This window comes from Streptomyces sp. NPDC001717 (assembly GCF_042892775.1).
Classification (GTDB): domain Bacteria; phylum Actinomycetota; class Actinomycetes; order Streptomycetales; family Streptomycetaceae; genus Streptomyces.
In genome coordinates this window covers 761,283-776,753 of sequence record NZ_JBIAUK010000001.1, presented here as the reverse complement: position 1 = coordinate 776,753, position 15,471 = coordinate 761,283, and the positions used below count along the sequence as shown (strand labels likewise).

The following is a 15,471-nucleotide window of genomic DNA, read 5'->3' as shown; positions in this document are numbered from 1 at the left end:
CCTTGTCCGCACGCCCATACCTGCGTGCTCGCCCCGCAGTGGTTTCACCCCACGGTCATGCGGTGCTCACGAGCCGTTCGCCGACCCCAGGACGACCTCCAAGGTCTCCTCCCGGCCCCCGCGCCGCACGGTCAGGGTCAGTTTGTCGCCCGGGCGGTGGGACCTGATCTTGATGATCAGCTCGTCCCCGCCGCGCACGCGCTGCCCGTCCACCTTGGTGATCACGTCGCCGGCCTTGATCCCGGCGCGGGCGCCGGGACCGCCGGAGACCACGGACGGCTTGCCGTCCTCGCCCTTGTCCCCGACCCGGGCTCCGTCGCCCGTGTACTCCATGTCGAGCGTGACCCCGATCACGGGGTGCGTGGCGTGGCCGGTGCGGATGAGTTCCTCGGCGACGCGCTTGCCCTGGTTGATGGGGATGGCGAAGCCGAGGCCGATGGAGCCGCCCTGCCGGTCGGGATCGTCCTTGTCGGCGCCGCGGATCGCGCTGTTGATGCCGACCACGTGGGCCTTGGCGTCGAGGAGCGGGCCGCCGGAGTTGCCCGGGTTGATGGGGGCGTCCGTCTGGAGGGCGTCGACGTAGCTGATGTCGCTGCCGTCGCCCTTGTCACCGCCCGCGGTGACGGGCCGCCCGGTGGCGCTGATGATGCCGGCCGTGACGGTGTTGGAGAGGTCGAAGGGGGCGCCGATGGCCACCACCGGGTCGCCGACCTTCACGTTCTCGGAGTTGCCGAGGCTCAGGGGCTGGAGCCCGCGCACCCCGCTGACCTTGACCACGGCCAGGTCGTATCCGGAGTCACGGCCGACCAGCTCGGCGGTGACGCTCTCGCCGGTGCTGAAGGTGACCGCTATCTCCTTGGCGTCGGCGACGACGTGGTTGTTGGTCAGGATGTGGCCCTGCTGGTCGAGTACGAAACCGGTGCCGGTGCCGCCGCCCTTCGCGCTCCGCACGTGCAGGGTCACCACCCCGGGCAGTGCGGTGGCCGCGATCCCGGCCACGCTTTCGGGCGCCCGGCCCTTGTCCGCGACGGCCGCCTGGGGGAGCTCCAGTCGGGTGCTGCTCTGTCGCTCGGCGAGCACGCCGAGGTAGCCGCCGACACCGCCCGCGAGCAGGGCCGTGCCCACGGCGAGGGCGACGACCTGCCAGAGGTCGAACCCGCGCCGCTCCCGGCCGCGGTCCACCGCCTGGAGGGGCGCCTGGAGGGGCTGGGCGCCCCACGGGTCGTACCGGACCGCGCGGGGCGGCTCCGCTTCCCCGCCTCCCACCGCCCCCGTGCCGCCCGCCGCCTCCGCGGCAAGACCTGCGGGCGCGCCCTCGGCCGCGCCCTCGGAACCACCCTCGGGACCGTCCTCGGGCCTGGGGGCCGGAACCGTGTCGTGGCGGCCTTCGGCCGTGCCCTCGGGCCGGCTCCACCACGACGGAGCCGGTTCGATCTGCTGCCTGTCGGCCATGGGCGCTCCCCGCCTACCTATGCGCATGTGCCGCAGATTCAATCAGGTCCCGCGTCAGCGCAGCAGGGAGACCGGTCGCGTCGTGGCCGGCGGGCTGGGGTGCAGCGGCGGCAACGGGGTCGCGAGGGTCGACAGGAGGGTCGGTCCGATAGCGGGCGGCGGCACCGGCTCCCTACCCCGGTCCCGGTCCCGGTCACGGTCGCGGACCGCGGCGTCGGCTACGGAGACCACGGGGCCGGGCCGCGAGGCGGGCGCGGGCTGTTCCCCCCGTACGTTCGGCTCGACGCTCTCCATGGGCAGCGTCCCGCCGAGGGCGAGCGCGGCCAGCGACACCGCTCCGGCCGCGACGTAGGCGAAGCGGCGGCGCGGGCGGGCGACTTCGTGGATGCGGAAGCCCGAGGGCTGCGACGGGACGCCCGGCTGCGCCAGGGCGTACGCGAACGAGGCGAGGGGATCGGCCGGCCGGTCCCCCGTCGCTCCCGACGGACCCGGCCCGCCGGTCGACCCCATGGCGCCTGACGGGCCGTCGGGACCGCCGCCCGGCAGCCCCTGGAGCCGCGCCAGCAGCCCGGCGGACAGCGGCGGCGGCGCGCTCTCCACGAACATGCTCTTCAGCCGGCGCTGCGCGTCGGCCTCGGCCTTGCACTTGGGGCACGTGGCCAGGTGGGCCAGCACCCGCTCGCGGGCGTCGTGCTTCAGCTCCCCGTCCACCAGGGCGGCGAGCCTGTCGCCCAGGTGGTGCTCGGCGGGGGACGGACCGACTCCGCTCACTCGGCTCCGCCCTCTCCCCCGGCGCCGGGCGCACCCACCGCCGCACCCGCCAGCGCGCGCTGCTGCGCACGGACTTCGGGGGAGCGGTGCTTGAGCGCCTTGCGCAGGTGTGAACGGCCGCGGTGGATACGGCTGCGGACGGTGCCGAGCTTCACGCCGAGTGTCGCGGCGATCTCCTCGTACGACAGGCCCTCGATGTCGCAGAGCACCACGGCGGCGCGGAACTCGGGCGCGAGGGTGTCCAGCGCCTGCTGGACGTCGGCGTCGAAGTGGGTGTCGTGCAGGACCTGCTGCGGGGAGGGCTCGCGGCTCGGCAGCCGCTCGGCGGCGTCGTCGCCGAGCGCGTCGAAGCGGATCCGCTGCTTGCGGCGGACCATGTCGAGGAACAGGTTCGTGGTGATGCGGTGCAGCCAGCCCTCGAAGGTGCCGGGCGTGTACGTGGACAGCGAGCGGAAGACGCGGACGAAGACCTCCTGGGTCAGGTCCTCGGCGTCGTGCTGGTTGCCCGTCAGACGGTAGGCAAGGCGGTAGACCCGCGCGCTGTGCGTGCTGACGATCTCCTCCCATGAGGGAGGGGTCCACGCCTGCGAGCCCGCATCGGCGGCGAAGGTCGCGGTGGTTGCGGTGGCGGTGTGGAAGCTGTCAGCAATGTAGGTCACGGATTTCGGCTCGCCGGCCGACCAGAAGAGGCGTCTGAACACGCCCCCACGATCCACAGGCGCAGCCGCACCTCCCCTGTCGGCTCTGGTGGTGTCCAGCGGAGTCCCTACCATAGCCACCCCCTCTGTCAGCTCCGGATAAGCCTTTTTGCAGTATCTTTACGCAGGTCTTAGGTCACACAGAGGCCGAAGGCGTCGTTCTGCCCGGCAGCGCCCCTTCTGATCCCGTCTCCACCCTTCACAACGCCCGGTCCCATCTGCGGGTTCCCGACGTCAACGGATACAGTCACCGTTGCGCCAACTATGGGGACAGGAGAGGGTCATTACCGGCAACCGGCAGACGAGCTGGGCGTTCGCCGACGCGTTTGTCGCCGAGGACGACGCTCTGCGGTGGGCCCGCGACCGGTCCAGGGAAGCGGGCCTGCGCTCCGTCTCCCCCGGCACCGGGGCCGCGCTGCGCCTGCTGGCCGCCACCGCGGATGCCAAGGCGGTCGCCGAGATCGGCACCGGCACCGGCGTCTCCGGCATCCACCTCCTCCACGGAATGCGCCCCGACGGGGTGCTGACCACGGTGGATCCCGAACCGGACCGGCAGGCCTTCGCCCGCCAGGCCTTCCGCGCCGCCGGTTTCGCGGGCAACCGCGCCCGCTTCATCCCGGGCCGCGCCCTCGACGTCCTGCCCCGGCTCGCGGACGGCGGGTACGACCTCGTCTTCTGCGACGGGGACCCGACCGAGTCCCTCGACTACCTCGCCGAATCGTTGCGCCTGCTGCGCCCCGGCGGACTGGTGTGCTTCGAGGGGGTGTTCTCCGACGGCCGTACGGTCGACTCCGCGGCCCAGCCGGTGGAGGTGCTCCGCGTCCGCGAGCTGCTGCGGAGCGTCCGGGAGAGCCCGGCACTGGAGTCCGCGCTGCTCCCGGTGGGCGACGGGCTGCTGTGCGCCGTACGCCGCTGAGCCCGTAGGCCGCGCGGGCCACGGACCCGCGGACCCGTCAGCGCAGCAGCGCGAAGGTCAGGGCGGCCGTGCCGCCCAGCGCGGTGCCCGCGAGGAGCTGGGCCGGCGTGTGCGCCTTCAGCACCAGCCGCGACCAGCCGACGGCGGCCGCGAGCAGCGCGACCGGGAGGGCCACCGGTCCGAAGGCGAGCAGCAATATCATCACGGTGCCACCGGCCACCGACATGTGGATGGAGATCTGCCAGCCCGCCGTCACCGCCAGGGACGAGACCAGGCCGACCAGCATCGCGACCACGAGCGCGAAGACGTCCGCCGGGGCGCCCAGCGCGTACAGCAGGCCGATCCCGACGACGACGGAGACCAGGCTCAGCGCCATCGGGACCATCCGCTGGCGCCGGACCCGTATGTGCTGGTCGGTGAGCGCGCCCCGCTTCACCCCGAGCACGATGATCCCGATCGGGACCACCCCGCAGAACAGGGCGGCGAGCAGCCCCCAGCCGAGGCCGGACCACGACCCGGTGGCGGACCAGCCGATCAGCAGGAGCAGGGCCACGACCAGGTTCGCCAGCGCCAACGCGTCGGTGAGGATCCGTGCCGCCTTCTCCCGGGGAGTGCAGTCCGCGAAGGCGGGCGGCGCGGGCGGGGAGAACGTCACGTCACAACTCCGAAGATCGAATACGCCGGACACGCGGTCCGGGACGCAACGCTGCCCCGACCGCTCGGAGCGATCGGGGCAGCGCAGAGAATGCGGAATGCAGTTGGTGCCGACGTGTCAGCCGACGACCTTCTTCAGGGCGTCACCCAGGGCGTCCGCCTCGTCGGGGGTCAGCTCGACGACAAGCCGACCGCCGCCCTCGAGCGGTACGCGCATGACGATGCCCCGCCCCTCCTTGGTGACCTCGAGCGGGCCGTCGCCCGTCCGCGGCTTCATGGCCGCCATGCTCGTTCCCCTTCCTGAAACCAGCTCATCGTCAGCCGACGGCCCCGTTCAGGCGCCTAGTACCCGGCATCGAACACATTGCTTCCCGGCCATTATCCCGCATGTCAGGACCCGATGACCAACCTCAACGGTGAACGCTTCGGCAACGCGCTCGACCAAAACCACTCATTTCGGGGACCCGCCTGCGATACTTCGCCCCCGCGCGGTGCGCTTTCTTTGACGCACATCACATGTGCGTGCGCCGCGCGGTCCGCCATGCTGACCCTTGCACCGGCCGGTACCGGCCGGTAGTCAAGCCCGCGACGAAGGGGGACCCCCTGCCATGGCCGACAGCGTGCTCTACGAAGTGACCGACGGACTCGCGACCATCACGATCAACCGCCCGGACGCGATGAACGCGATGAACACCGAGGCCAAGGTCGCCCTGCGCGACGCGGTCCGGGCCGCGGCCGACGACACCGCGGTGCGGGCCGTCCTGCTCACCGCGGCCGGCGACCGGGCCTTCTGCGTGGGCCAGGACCTCAAGGAGCACATCGGGAACCTCGCCTCGGACCGCGAGAGCGGCACCACGCTGACCATGAGCACGGTCGCGGAGCACTACAACCCGATCGTCCGCGCCCTCACCGAGATGCCCAAGCCCGTGGTGGCCGGGGTGAACGGCGTCGCGGCCGGAGCCGGCTTCGGCTTCGCGCTGGCGGCGGACTTCCGCGTCGTCGCCGACACCGCCTCCTTCAACACCTCGTTCGCCGGCGTCGCGCTCACCGCCGACTCCGGGGTCTCCTGGACCCTCCCCCGCCTGATCGGCGCCTCCCGCGCCTCCGACCTGCTGCTCTTCCCGCGTTCGATCAAGGCGCAGGAGGCGTTCGAGCTCGGCATCGTCAACCGCCTGGTGCCCGCGGAGTCCCTGCGCGCCGAGGCCGAGGCCGTGGCCCGCGCCCTGGCCTCCGGCCCGACCGTCGCCTACGCCGCGCTGAAGGAGTCCCTGGCCTACGGGGCCTCGCACTCCCTCGCCGAGGCGCTGGAGCACGAGGACGTCCTGCAGACCCGCGCGGGCGCCTCCGAGGACCACGCCATCGCCGTCCAGGCCTTCCTCGCGAAGCAGCCGCCGAACTACCTGGGCCGCTGAGCGCCCGTCTCCCGCGAGGCCAGGACCTCGCGGGAGGCGCAGTCGGCCAGGTGGTCGTTGACCAGCCCGCAGGCCTGCATCAGCGCGTAGGCCGTCGTGGGTCCGACGAACCGGATCCCCGCCTTCTTCAGCGCCTTCGCCAGCGCGGTGGACTCGTCGGTGACCGCCGGGACGTCGGCGATGCCGCGCGGGGCCGGACCGGGCTCCTCCGGGGCGTGCGACCAGATCAGCGCGTCCAGCTCGCCCGGCTCCCACCCGGCGAGCACCTTCGCGTTGGCCAGCGTCGCCTCGATCTTGGCCCGGTTGCGGATGATCCCCTCGTCCGCCAGCAACCGCTCCGCGTCCGCCGGCCCGAACTCCGCGACCGCCGCGATCTCGAAGGACGCGAAGGCCTTCCGGAAGCCCTCCCGCCGCCGGAGGATCGTGATCCACGACAGGCCCGACTGGAAGGCCTCCAGGCACAGCCGCTCGTACAGCGCGTCGTCACCGTGGACCGGGCGGCCCCACTCGGTGTCGTGGTAGGCGACGTATTCTCCGGTGGGCCCCGAGGACAGAGCCCACGGGCAGCGCAGCGCCCCGTCCGGGCCCGCGAGGGCGGCGCCCATCACTCGGCGTGCTTCGTGAGGTCGACCCGGCCCGCCGGAACCGCGTCCTGCGGCTCGGCCTCGACCCGGGCCGTCAGCTGGGCGATCCGCGCGTCGCGCTCCGCCAGCTCCGCCGCCAGCCGGTCCAGTACGTCGTCCACCTCGGACATCCGGTACCCGCGCGGCGCGACGGGCAGGCGCAGCGCGTCGATGTCCGCCCGCACGACGGGCCGGGTCTCCGGCAGCGCGTCGGCCACCCGGTCCGGTTCCGCCTCCGGCAGGACCGCCTCCGAGCCCCCGCCGATCACCGCCAGGGTGACCGCCGCCACGACCACGACCAGCGCGATCATCAAGAAGAAGAACACGATCACTCCCCACGAGAGACTCCGACCCTCAGGTTAAGGTCGCAGATGAGGCGGGGGGGCCGCCGAAGGAGGAAAGAGCAGGATGCTGCGACTGGGCAGGCGCGAGTTCGACACCCATGAACCGGTGATCATGGCCATCGTGAACCGCACCCCGGACTCCTTCTACGACCAGGGCGCGACGTTCCGCGACGAACCGGCCCTGGACCGGGTCGAGCAGGCGGTCGCCGAGGGCGCCGCGATCATCGACATCGGCGGGGTCAAGGCGGGCCCGGGCGAACACGTGGACGCGGCCGAGGAGGCCCGGCGCACGGTCGGCTTCGTCGCCGAGGTCCGCCGCCGCCACCCCGACGTGGTGATCAGCGTGGACACCTGGCGGCACGAGGTCGGCGAGGCGGTCTGCGAGGCCGGGGCGGACCTCCTGAACGACGCGTGGGGCGGGGTGGACCCCAAGCTGGCCGAAGTCGCGGCGCGCTACGGCGCCGGGTTGGTCTGCACCCACGCGGGCGGGGCGGAGCCGCGGACGCGGCCGCACCGCGTGGAGTACGAGGACGTCATGGCCGACATCCTGGAGGTCACGGTGGGCCTCGCGGAACGGGCCGCCTCGCTGGGCGTCCGGCGGGACGCGATCATGATCGACCCCGGCCACGACTTCGGGAAGAACACCCGCCACTCGCTGGAGGCCACGCGGCGGCTGGGCGAGATGACGGCGACGGGCTGGCCGGTCCTGGTCTCCCTGTCCAACAAGGACTTCGTCGGCGAGACGCTCGACCGGCCGGTCAAGGAACGGCTGTTGGGCACGCTGGCCACGACGGCCGTGTCGGCGTGGCTGGGGGCGCAGGTCTACCGCGTGCACGAGGTCGCCGAGACCCGGCAGATCCTCGACATGGTCGCGTCGATCCAGGGCCACCGCGCCCCGGCTGTGGCCCGCCGCGGCCTGGCCTGACCCCACCGCCCTTCCGGTCCCGCGGGGCGTCGAACGCCGGTGCTCGGCGAGGCGGGCCCACGCCCGTACCCCCGCGCCGTCGGGGTCGGGTGTGCGGCGGGGCGCCCCCGCAGGGCGTCGAACGCACCACGTCATACGTGTCCGCTGCCCCTGCCCGTTCGACGCCCGAGGAGGTGCCCCGGCGCGCGCCCGGCCCCGACGGCACCCCCCGTGGCCCGGCCCTGGCCGGGGTGCCGCTGCGCGGAGCCGTCCCCTACCCGCCCTTCCACCGTTCCCCGGGCTCCGCCCGGACCCGGTCCTCAAACGCCGGACGGGCTGAAAAGACCCGGGGCTCCGCCCCGGACCCCGCGCCTCAAACGCCGGCGAGGCTGAGATGGGCTGCGGCTACTTGCCCACTTCCTTCGTCACCAGGGCGATCGCCTCGTCCACGTCGTCCGTGACGTGGAAGAGGTACAGGTCCTTCTCCGAGGCCTTGCCCTGCGCGATCACCGTGTTCCTCAGCCAGTCGACCAGGCCGCTCCAGTACTCCGATCCGAACAGCACGATCGGGAAGCGGGTGATCTTCTGCGTCTGGACCAGGGTCAGTGCCTCGAACAGCTCGTCCAGGGTGCCGAGGCCGCCCGGAAGGACCACGAAGCCCTGGCTGTACTTCACGAACATCGTCTTGCGGACGAAGAAGTACCGGAAGTTCAGCCCCAGGTCGACGTGCTGGTTCAGGCCCTGCTCGAAGGGCAGCTCGATGCCGAGGCCGACCGAGATGCCGCCCGCCTCGCGGGCGCCCTTGTTGGCCGCTTCCATCGCGCCCGGCCCGCCGCCGGTGATCACCGCGAAGCCGGCGTCGACCAGCGCGCTGCCGATCCGCACGCCCGCCTCGTACTCGGGCGTGCCCGCGGCGGTGCGGGCCGAGCCGAACACGCTGATCGCGGGCGGCAGCTCGGCCAGCGTGCCGAAGCCCTCGATGAACTCCGACTGGATGCGCAGGACCCGCCAGGGATCGGTGTGCACCCACTCGGAGGGCCCGGCGGAGTCCAGCAGCCGCTGGTCCGTCGTGCTGCCCGCCTGCACCTGGCTCCGCCTCCTCAGCACCGGCCCGAGCTGCTGCTCCTCGGGCCGACGACGGGCGGAACTCTCGGGGTTGCCCATGATGTGCTCCCTCCTGCTGATCGTTGGATCAGGGTAGGCGCACGAAGGTGACGGGAAGCGGAATTCAGTCGGTCAGCCAGGCGCGGAGTCGTTCCTCGCAGTGCAGGATCGCCTTCGTCTCCACCCGCTCGTCGACCTTGTGGGCCAGCAGGGCGTCGCCCGGGCCGTAGTTGACGGCCGGGACGCCGAGCGCGCTGAAGCGGGAGACGTCCGTCCAGCCGAACTTCGGCATGGCGTGACCTCCGACGGCCTCCATGAAGGCCGCGGCGGCGGGGTGGGAGAGGCCCGGGAGGGCACCGGGGGACGAGTCGTCGATCACGAACTCGGCGATGTCGCAGTCCGCGAAGACCTCACGGACGTGTGCGACGGCGTCGGCCTCGCTGCGGTCCGGGGCGTAGCGGAAGTTGACCGTGACCGTGCACGCGTCGGGGATGACGTTGTTGGCTACGCCGCCCTCGATGCGGACCGCGCTGAGGCCCTCGTGGTACTCCAGGCCGTCGATGACCGGCTTGCGCGGCTCGTACGCGGCCAGCCGGGCCAGGATCGGGCCGGCGGCGTGGATGGCGTTGGAGCCCATCCAGCTGCGGGCGGAGTGGGCGCGCTCGCCGGTCGTGCGGAGCAGGACGCGCAGGGTGCCCTGGCAACCGCCCTCGACCTCGGCGTTGGAGGGCTCCAGCAGCACCGCGAAGTCACCGGTCAGCCAGTCGGGATGGGCTTCGGCGACCTTGCCGAGGCCGTTGAGGTCGGCGGCGACCTCTTCCTGGTCGTAGAAGACGAAGGTGAGGTCGCGGTTCGGCTCGGGCACGGTGGCCGCGATGCGCAGCTGCACGGCGACGCCGGACTTCATGTCGGTGGTGCCGCAGCCCCACAGCACGTCGTTCTCGTCGAGGCGGGACGGAACGTTGTCGGCGATCGGCACGGTGTCGAGGTGGCCGGCGAGTACGACGCGCTCGGAACGGCCGAGGTTCGTGCGGGCCACGACGTTGTTTCCGAAACGGTCCACGGTGAGGTGCGGCAGTGCGCGCAGCGCGTGTTCCACGAGGTCGGCGAGCACCTTCTCGTCGCCGCTCACGGACGGAATGTCGACGAGCCGGGCGGTCAGCTCGGCGGCGTCCAGGGTGAGGTCCAGCTCGGATTCGGACATGCCACTGACCCTAACGCCCCGGGGTGTGGCGAACCTTCCACGTCCGCCCGGTGGACGCGTCATGTGGCTCAAGTACGGTGGGCCGCGTGTCCCAGAGCGATCACTCCCGCCCCCGCCGCCGCCGCCGGCTGCTGCGGGCCGCCGCCGGCCTGCTCGTCCTGCTCGCGGTCATCGGCTACTTCGCCGTCCAGCAGGACTCCACGGGCGGCATGGGTGCGCCGCACTGCGTCGTCCGGGCCGCGGACGGAGGAGAGGGCGGAGGCGACGGCGCTTCGTACTCGATGACTCCCGAGCAGGCGGGGAACGCGGCGACGATCGCGGTGGTCGGCACGGGCAAGCCGATGCCGGAGCGGGCGGTGACGATAGCCATGGCCACCGCGATGCAGGAGTCGGCGCTGCGCAACCTCGACCACGGCGACCGGGACTCACTGGGCCTGTTCCAGCAGCGGCCCTCGCAGGGCTGGGGCACGCCCGCGCAGATCCAGGACCCCGTGTACTCGGCCGGGATCTTCTACGACCGGCTCAAGGAGGTCAGGGGGTGGGCCCGGCTGCCCCTGACGGAGGCGGCGCAGCAGGTCCAGCTCAGCGGCTTCCCGCAGGCGTACGCGAAGCACGAGCCGGACGCGACGCTGCTGGCGGCGGCGTTCACGGGCAGTGCGCCGGGGACGCTGACCTGCACCGGCCCCGCCCCGCAGCCCGGTTCGGGCGATCCGGAGAAGGTGAAGGCGGAGCTGACCCGGGTGTTCGGGCCCAAGGCGGCGCCGCAGCTCGGTCCGCCCGCGGCGTCGCTGGGCCGCTCGGGCCCGGCGGACGGGGCGGAGGTAGCCGTGCCGGTGAAGGACAAGAAGGGCACGGTCGACCGGCAGCGCGGCTGGGAGGTCGCGCACTGGGCCGTGGCGAACGCGGCGAAGCTGAACATCACGCGGGTCGGGTACGACGGCAAGGCGTGGGTCGCGGGCGAGAACAAGGGCCGCTGGATCGAGAAGCTGCCGGGCAAGTCGGGCTCCGGCGATCCGCTGGGCGCGGGGCCGGACGACGTACGGATCTTCACGGCCCGCTGAGTCGCTGGGACCGCTGGGCCGGTGTTCCGTGCCCCGGACCCGAACGGCCCGAGCCCTCCTGGACCGTCCCGGAGCGCCCGCCGGTACCGAGCCGCTGCGCGGGGCCTTTCCCCACCCCGCCCCTTCCCGAACCGGGGCGGAGCCCCGGGGAACGGTGGAAGGGCGGGTAGGGGACCCGGCCCCGCGCAGCGGCCCCACCCGCAGGCAGCGGGTGCCCGCGCACAGTGGTGGGCCGGGCCCGGTCAGGCGTCCGGGTCGTCACCCTCGCGGGGGTGAGCCGGTGGGTGGGCCGAGAGGGCCGGAGCCCGAAAGAAGCCCTGGTCGGTGCGCATTCAATGGGCTTTTCGCGGAAGCCGATTAAACGATGCGTTACCGATCCTTTACCCGGCGGCTCCGCAACTCATGGCCCCCCACGAGCGGTTGTACACGGCGTACTCAGCCGCTACCGCTTAGGAGCATCATGTCCCTCCCCCTGACCCGTCGGATCGCCCGTGCCGCGCTGCTCGTCGCAGCCGGGGCAGCGCCCGTGGTCGGTGCGGCCGGCGCGGCCAGTGCCGCCGGCCTGGAGCCCGTGCAGCAGCTGGGCGCCCTGACCGCCCCGGACGCCGCCGACGCCACCGCGTCGGCCGCCGAGACCGCGTCCACGGCCACGGGCACCGCCACCAAGGCCGTCCCGGCCGCCGACGTGGCCGGCCAGGCGGGCGGTCTGCTCGGCGGGCTGCCCGTGCCCGGCGCGCAGGAGCTGCCGCTCGGATCGCTGCCCGGCGGCCTGCCGGGTGGGCTGCCCGGTGGGCTGCCGCTCGGCTGATCGGCGTACGGACGCAGGAACGCGGGAACGCGAAGGGGCCGGGAGCACGAACTCCCGGCCCCTTCGGGCGTGGTGATCAGCCCGCGAGGCGCTTGACCGCCGCCTCCACGCGCTCGTCGGTGGCGGTGAACGCGACGCGCACGAAGCGGGCGCCGGCCTCGCCGTAGAAGTCGCCCGGCGCGACCAGGATGCCCAGCTGCGCGAGGTGGGCGACCGTGTCCCAGCACGGCTCGTCCCGGGTCACCCACAGGTACAGGCTGGCCTCGCTGTGCTCGACGCGGAAGCCGTGGGCCTCCAGCGCCGCGCGCAGGGCGGCGCGGCGGGCGGCGTAGCGGACCCGCTGCTCCTCCACGTGCGCGTCGTCGCCGAGCGCGGCGACGGTGGCGGCCTGGACGGGGGCCGGGGTCATCATGCCGCCGTGCTTGCGGATCTCCAGCAGTTCGCCGAGGACCGCCGCGTCGCCGGCGATGAAGGCCGCGCGGTAGCCGGCCAGGTTGGAGCGCTTGGAGAGGGAGTGGACGGAGACGATGCCCTCGTACGAGCCGCCGCAGACCTCGTCGTGGAGGACGGATACGGGTTCGGCCTCCCAGCCCAGCTCCAGGTAGCACTCGTCACTGAAGATCAGGATGCCGTGCTCGCGCGCCCAGGCCACGATCCGGATCAGCTCCTCCTTGGAGAGGACCTTCCCGGTGGGGTTGGACGGGGAGTTGAGCCACAGCAGCTTCACGCCGGCCGGGTCGAGCTCGGTCGGGTCGTCGTAGACGACGGCCTCGGCGCCGCAGAGCCGCGCGCCGACCTCGTACGTGGGGTAGGCGAGTCGCGGGTAGGCCACCTTGTCGCCCGCGCCCAGCCCGAGCTGGGTCGGCAGCCAGGCCACCAGTTCCTTGGAGCCGACGACGGGCAGGACGTTGCGGTGCCCGGCGGCGCTCGCGCCGAGGCGGCCGCGCACCCAGCCGGTGATCGCGTCGCGCAGGGCGGGCGTGCCCCACACCGTCGGGTAGCCCGGGGAGTCGGCGGCGCCGACCAGGGCGCTCTGGATCAGCGCCGGGACCGGGTCCACGGGGGTGCCGACCGACAGGTCGACGATGCCGTCCGCGTGGGCCGCAGCCGTGGCCTTATAGGGCTCCAGCTTGTCCCACGGGAAGGCGGGAAGACGGTCGGATACTGCGGCCACGGTGGTCTCTGCTCTCTCTCGGTACTGGCTGGTAGCGGGTCGGAAAACGCCTCGGTCCCGTGCGGCCGGCAGGCCGTACGGGACCGAGGGGCGCCTCTGACCGAAAGGTCAGTGCTCGCCGTTGATGCCGGCGGGCAGCGCAGCGATGAAGGGGTGATCGCGCTCGATCAGGCCCAGCTTGGAAGCGCCACCGGGCGAACCGAGCTCGTCGAAGAACTCGACGTTCGCCTTGTAGTAGTCCTTCCACTCCTCCGGGGTGTCGTCCTCGTAGAAGATGGCCTCGACCGGGCAGACCGGCTCACACGCACCACAGTCGACGCACTCGTCCGGGTGGATGTACAAGGACCGCTGGCCCTCGTAGATGCAGTCGACGGGGCACTCTTCGATGCATGCCTTGTCCTTGACGTCGACACAAGGCTCCGCGATGACGTAGGTCACGCTCTCGTTCCTCCTCGGTAGGGCTGTCCATATCGCGCGGGAGCGCGGCGTCGTCGATGCCCACACCTAGTATCTCCGTTCCCGGGCACGATCCGAACAGGAGGGGCGGACAGAGCTGTGGAATTCACTGCGGGCGGACTGCTGGAGGTCCGTATCACCCCGGCTGACGTGGGCAAACGAGTGTCCGTACGGCGGTCGGAGAGCGATCTGGGCGGATCACCCCAGTTCACGGACACGGTCGGAGTTCTCACATCCTGGGACCGGGGTGTGCTGCTGATCACACGAAAGAACGGCGAATCCGTCCGCATCGCGGAATCCTCGCTGGTCGCGGGCAAGGTCGTGCCCCCGGCGCCGGCCCGCAGACGGGGTCCGGCGACCTCCTTCGAGGAGCTTTCGCGGGTCGCGGCGCGGTCCTGGCCGCCGCTGGAGAGCGAGCCGCTCGGCGAGTGGACGCTGCGCGCGGCCGCGGGATTCACCCGACGGGCCAACTCCGTGTTGCCGCTCGGCGACCCGGGCATACCGCTGGACGATGCACTCGCCCGAGTGACCTCCTGGTACGCGGAACGTGACCTTCCGGCCTATGTGCAGGCCGCGACGGGCGCCGCCGGGACCCAGGAACTGCTGTGCGCGGAGCTGGAGCGGCGGGGCTGGGTGTCCGAGGTGTCGGCGGAGGTACGGATCGGGGCACTGGCGCCGGTGGCCGACGTCGAGGCGCCCGAGGCCGGGTCCGTACGCCTGACCCGCGTCCCGGACGAGGCGTGGCTCGGGCGCTACGGGAAGGTCTCCGACCCGGAGGTGGCGCGCCGGATGCTCGTCGAGGGGCCGTCGGTGTGGTTCGCGGCGCTTCCCGGGGGCCGGGCCATCGGCCGTCTGGTGGTCGACGGGCGCTGGGCGGGCTTCGCGGCGGTGACGGTGGATCCGGAGCACCGCAGGGAGGGCCTGGCGACGGCCGTGATGGCGGCGCTGGCGCGCCGGGCGCTGGAGGAGGGCGCGTCGGCGGCGTGGCTCCAGGTCGAGACGGACAATGCGCCGGCGCGGGCGCTGTACGACGGCCTCGGCTTCTCGACGCACCACACCTACCACCACTACCGGGCGGCGGGGTCGTGACCTCGCGGTGGCGCGAGCAGTTCGCGGCGGAGGCCCGGGCGGAGCGGCCCGATCTGGCGGTGCTGTGCCTGCTGCTGGCGGCGGAGGGCGACCCGGAGCTCGACGAACGCGTCATGGACTGGGCCCAGATCGAGCTGGACCGACTGGCCGGGATGCTGCCGTACGGGCTGCGGGGCGCGCGGGAGTGGGCCTCGGCGGTCACGGAACTGCTGGGCGGCCGGCTGGGCTTCCACGGCACCCCGGCGGACTACGACCGCCTCTCGTCCTCGCTGCTGCACGAGGTGCTGAGGCGCCGGCGCGGCCTGCCGATCCTGCTGTCCGTCGTCTGGCTGGAGGTCGCCCGGCGGGCGGGCGCGCCGGTGTACGGGCTGGGCCTGCCGGGGCACTTCGTGGTGGGCTTCGGGGACCCGGAGGAGGGCGTGGTGGTCGACCCGTTCGCGGGCGGCGCGTCGCTGGGGGCGGGTCCGGCGGAGCTGGCCTCGGGGCCGCGGACGCCCGCGCGGACGCTGGACATCGTGCTGCGGATCCTGAACAACATCCGCGCGTGGGCGTCGGCCCGTCCGGAGCACTCGGGGGTCGCGCTGTGGGCGCTGGAGCTGTCGCTGCTGTTGCCGTCGCATCCGGCGGCGCTGCGGTACGAGCGGGCGCGGCTGTTGGTGGAACGCGGTTCCTTCCGGGAGGGGGCGGCGGAGCTGGACGCCTACGCGGAGGTGGTGTCGGTGATCGACGCCGATGCGGCGGCCCGCATCCGCTCCGAGGCCTCGGCCGCCCGCGCCCTGCTGAACTGACCCCCTCCGCTGC

The 15,471-nt window shown here is 72.9% G+C and carries 18 protein-coding genes; 7 read left to right on the top strand and 11 right to left on the bottom strand.

The features are described 5' to 3' along the window. Nucleotides 1–66: 66 nt before the first annotated feature. From ACFYZL_RS03745 to sigE, 3 genes are read right to left on the bottom strand one after another with little or no spacing between them, the layout of a single operon-like run. Complete coding sequence (locus ACFYZL_RS03745; RefSeq protein WP_388675658.1) at nt 67–1,452, bottom strand: S1C family serine protease; 1,386 nt, start codon at nt 1,450–1,452, stop codon at nt 67–69. Between the two features lie 54 nt (nt 1,453–1,506). Further along, nucleotides 1,507–2,223 (bottom strand): zf-HC2 domain-containing protein, encoded by a 717-nt coding sequence (locus ACFYZL_RS03740; protein ID WP_384753897.1) that lies wholly within the window; start codon nt 2,221–2,223, stop codon nt 1,507–1,509. Then, nucleotides 2,220–2,996: an RNA polymerase sigma factor SigE gene (sigE, locus tag ACFYZL_RS03735; protein ID WP_384589969.1), complete on the bottom strand. Its 777-nt coding sequence runs from the start codon at nt 2,994–2,996 to the stop codon at nt 2,220–2,222. The genes ACFYZL_RS03740 and sigE overlap by 4 nt, the downstream gene beginning before the upstream one ends. A 178-nt stretch (nt 2,997–3,174) precedes the next feature. On the opposite strand from sigE, the gene ACFYZL_RS03730 reads away from it, so the two are divergent. After that, the gene (locus tag ACFYZL_RS03730; protein ID WP_360867549.1) at nt 3,175–3,837 is read left to right on the top strand and encodes a class I SAM-dependent methyltransferase; all 663 of its coding nucleotides are present in this window, start codon (nt 3,175–3,177) and stop codon (nt 3,835–3,837) included. 37 nt (nt 3,838–3,874) lie between these two features. Here ACFYZL_RS03730 and ACFYZL_RS03725 read toward each other — a convergent pair whose 3' ends face one another. Both ACFYZL_RS03725 and ACFYZL_RS03720 read right to left on the bottom strand, forming a co-directional pair. Beyond that, complete coding sequence (locus tag ACFYZL_RS03725; RefSeq protein WP_388675653.1) at nt 3,875–4,492, bottom strand: hypothetical protein; 618 nt, start codon at nt 4,490–4,492, stop codon at nt 3,875–3,877. A gap of 117 nt (nt 4,493–4,609) precedes the next feature. Then, nucleotides 4,610–4,777 carry a DUF3117 domain-containing protein gene (locus tag ACFYZL_RS03720; RefSeq protein ID WP_003966491.1) on the bottom strand — a complete coding sequence of 56 codons (168 nt, stop codon included), beginning with the start codon at nt 4,775–4,777 and terminating at the stop codon, nt 4,610–4,612. A gap of 322 nt (nt 4,778–5,099) precedes the next feature. Here ACFYZL_RS03720 and ACFYZL_RS03715 point away from each other — a divergent pair, with 322 nt between their 5' ends. Further along, on the top strand, nt 5,100–5,903 hold the full coding sequence (locus ACFYZL_RS03715) for an enoyl-CoA hydratase/isomerase family protein (protein ID WP_388675650.1): 804 nt from the start codon (nt 5,100–5,102) through the stop codon (nt 5,901–5,903). On the opposite strand, the gene ACFYZL_RS03710 is transcribed toward ACFYZL_RS03715, so the two are convergent. Beyond that, a complete protein-coding gene (locus ACFYZL_RS03710; protein WP_384753905.1) occupies nt 5,888–6,508 on the bottom strand; it encodes a DNA-3-methyladenine glycosylase I in 621 nt (206 codons plus the stop codon). The genes ACFYZL_RS03715 and ACFYZL_RS03710 overlap by 16 nt on opposite strands. Then, the gene (locus ACFYZL_RS03705) at nt 6,508–6,852 is read right to left on the bottom strand and encodes a DivIVA domain-containing protein (RefSeq protein WP_384753908.1); all 345 of its coding nucleotides are present in this window, start codon (nt 6,850–6,852) and stop codon (nt 6,508–6,510) included. Before ACFYZL_RS03705 ends, ACFYZL_RS03710 begins: the two co-directional genes overlap by 1 nt. 82 nt (nt 6,853–6,934) lie before the next feature. Here ACFYZL_RS03705 and folP point away from each other — a divergent pair, with 82 nt between their 5' ends. After that, nucleotides 6,935–7,795 (top strand): dihydropteroate synthase, encoded by an 861-nt coding sequence (gene folP, locus ACFYZL_RS03700; protein WP_384753910.1) that lies wholly within the window; start codon nt 6,935–6,937, stop codon nt 7,793–7,795. Nucleotides 7,796–8,179: 384 nt separating this feature from the next. On the opposite strand, the gene ACFYZL_RS03695 is transcribed toward folP, so the two are convergent. Both ACFYZL_RS03695 and dapE read right to left on the bottom strand, forming a co-directional pair. After that, nucleotides 8,180–8,938 carry a TIGR00730 family Rossman fold protein gene (locus tag ACFYZL_RS03695; protein ID WP_384745251.1) on the bottom strand — a complete coding sequence of 253 codons (759 nt, stop codon included), beginning with the start codon at nt 8,936–8,938 and terminating at the stop codon, nt 8,180–8,182. Between the two features lie 64 nt (nt 8,939–9,002). Then, nucleotides 9,003–10,082, bottom strand: coding sequence for a succinyl-diaminopimelate desuccinylase (dapE, locus tag ACFYZL_RS03690; RefSeq protein ID WP_384745249.1), 1,080 nt, complete (start codon nt 10,080–10,082; stop codon nt 9,003–9,005). Between the two features lie 77 nt (nt 10,083–10,159). Here dapE and ACFYZL_RS03685 point away from each other — a divergent pair, with 77 nt between their 5' ends. Both ACFYZL_RS03685 and ACFYZL_RS03680 read left to right on the top strand, forming a co-directional pair. Further along, the gene (locus ACFYZL_RS03685; RefSeq protein WP_388675644.1) at nt 10,160–11,143 is read left to right on the top strand and encodes a hypothetical protein; all 984 of its coding nucleotides are present in this window, start codon (nt 10,160–10,162) and stop codon (nt 11,141–11,143) included. A gap of 460 nt (nt 11,144–11,603) precedes the next feature. Beyond that, nucleotides 11,604–11,951 (top strand): ATP-binding protein, encoded by a 348-nt coding sequence (locus ACFYZL_RS03680; RefSeq protein ID WP_384583282.1) that lies wholly within the window; start codon nt 11,604–11,606, stop codon nt 11,949–11,951. Between the two features lie 76 nt (nt 11,952–12,027). Here ACFYZL_RS03680 and dapC read toward each other — a convergent pair whose 3' ends face one another. Together dapC and fdxA are read right to left on the bottom strand one after the other, a co-directional pair. Continuing rightward, nucleotides 12,028–13,125: a succinyldiaminopimelate transaminase gene (gene dapC / locus ACFYZL_RS03675; protein ID WP_384758913.1), complete on the bottom strand. Its 1,098-nt coding sequence runs from the start codon at nt 13,123–13,125 to the stop codon at nt 12,028–12,030. A 108-nt stretch (nt 13,126–13,233) separates the two neighbouring features. Next, complete coding sequence (gene fdxA / locus ACFYZL_RS03670; RefSeq protein ID WP_030713714.1) at nt 13,234–13,563, bottom strand: ferredoxin; 330 nt, start codon at nt 13,561–13,563, stop codon at nt 13,234–13,236. A 117-nt stretch (nt 13,564–13,680) separates the two neighbouring features. Between fdxA and ACFYZL_RS03665 the strand changes: the two genes are divergently transcribed. Next, nucleotides 13,681–14,670, top strand: a complete 990-nt coding sequence (locus tag ACFYZL_RS03665) for a GNAT family N-acetyltransferase (RefSeq protein ID WP_384758910.1) — start codon at nt 13,681–13,683, stop codon at nt 14,668–14,670. Further along, entirely contained in the window at nt 14,667–15,458 is a 792-nt protein-coding gene (locus ACFYZL_RS03660) for a tetratricopeptide repeat protein (RefSeq protein WP_384758907.1), read from the top strand. Before ACFYZL_RS03665 ends, ACFYZL_RS03660 begins: the two co-directional genes overlap by 4 nt. The last annotated feature ends 13 nt before the right edge of the window (nt 15,459–15,471 follow it).